General features: G+C 63.9%; 1 protein-coding gene. It reads right to left on the bottom strand.

The features are described 5' to 3' along the window. Positions 1-501, bottom strand: a 501-nt coding sequence (locus tag NKI58_RS35490) for an integrase core domain-containing protein (RefSeq protein WP_352790361.1), incomplete at both ends; no start/stop codon positions are given.

Raw genomic sequence — 501 nt, 5'->3', positions numbered from 1 at the left:
GACATTGAGGTCGATGGTTTCTATTTTCTGATGTCTGAACCAGGCGTCGAAGACACCGTCTGTGGCGGTGGGCCTGAAGGCGACGGATTTTCCTGTGAAGGCCCTGCACAAACGCATGGTGCGGCCAAGAATGGAGACGAAGCCATGCTGCTGTACGCGGCGGATGAGATCGCCCTTGGCGTATTCGAACGGCTCGACCGTTTCGCGATAAGGGCGCAGCGATGCCCAGTAGCGATCGAGCGGCACGCCGCCGTCCAGCGCATCGTGGGGACGCTGGGCGTTGTAGACATGGCGCCACTGGTCGAATGCGTCCTGGGCCTTGGCGAGATCGGCGAAGGGCGGTCCCTGCAGCGCCTCGGCCTTGAGCGAGCGATGGAAGCGCTCGTCCTTGCCGAGGGTCTGGGGATGGCAAGGCCTGGAGTGGCTGACGGCGATGCCGGTTTCGATCAGCCAGACGGTGAGCAGCGTGAAGTCGTTGCGGCCGCCATCGCCCCAGGGCGG

It is taken from the genome of Mesorhizobium sp. M0522, from assembly GCF_040321085.1.
Lineage (GTDB): Bacteria > Pseudomonadota > Alphaproteobacteria > Rhizobiales > Rhizobiaceae > Mesorhizobium.
This window is presented reverse-complemented; position numbering and strand designations above follow the sequence as displayed.